We start from the raw sequence: 703 nt of genomic DNA, 5'->3' as shown, positions 1-703 counted from the left end.
CAGCACCTGACCTATCTCTTCGAGGGAAGTGCATTTCCCGATCAACCGCTCTGGAAAACGCGAACGTCATATTACTGGAGTAAGCTGAAGAGGTATTTCGGTTCGGACGCGGCTAATCGGCCGGTTCTCGCAGTCGTCGCTACGGCGACATGCGGGGAAGGCCCGATGCCGGACCTTGCGGCTCTCTCAATGAAAAAATGAGCCGTCACGGCATGATGCGTCTCTTGCACCAGGCATTGCAAAACGAACCCGTTGTGAACGACGAATGTAAAGAGGGGGGGCTGCGATAAGCGATCTTTCAAAAGTGCCGGTCCGGGCCGTCTTCCGCTGGATTGCCTGGTTGCTCGTACTTGCGATCGCCGCGTTCACGCTCCTGCCGGTCGGCCTTCGTCCGGTAACGTCGGCGCCGGCGGATCTGGAGCGGTTCGTCGCGTTCGCGATCATCGGAGGCGCCTTTTATCTGGGCTACCCGAACCATCATGTGGGCTTCGTTCTACTCGCGTTGGGACTGGCCRGTCTGCTCGAAGCGCTGCAGAACGTCGTGCCTGGCCGCCATGGGCAATTTCATGACTACGCGATAAAGGCCGGAGGTGTTTTTCTTGGCGCCGTTCTTGCGCGATCCGTGGAGCGAAAGCTGAGATCTCGGCAGCAGCGGTTCTTATAGAAAGCGAACGGTCCCGGCGACGCCGGGACCGTCGAATCT

At 59.0% G+C, this 703-nt stretch carries 2 protein-coding genes; both read left to right on the top strand.

The genetic code is table 11. The annotated features are described in order from the left end of the window. A partial coding sequence (locus AC1DT3_RS23275; protein ID WP_477467521.1) for a hypothetical protein occupies positions 1 to 201 on the top strand: 201 nt, incomplete at its 5' end. Positions 202 to 304: 103 nt separating this feature from the next. Then, positions 305 to 664 (top strand): VanZ family protein, encoded by a 360-nt coding sequence (locus AC1DT3_RS23270; protein ID WP_477467520.1) that lies wholly within the window; start codon positions 305 to 307, stop codon positions 662 to 664. Positions 665 to 703 lie beyond the last annotated feature (39 nt).

The sequence above is a fragment of the Microvirga sp. P4_G7 genome (assembly GCF_056401005.1).
The sequence above is the reverse complement of the archived record's forward strand: the minus strand, read 5'-3'. Positions and strand labels throughout refer to the sequence as shown.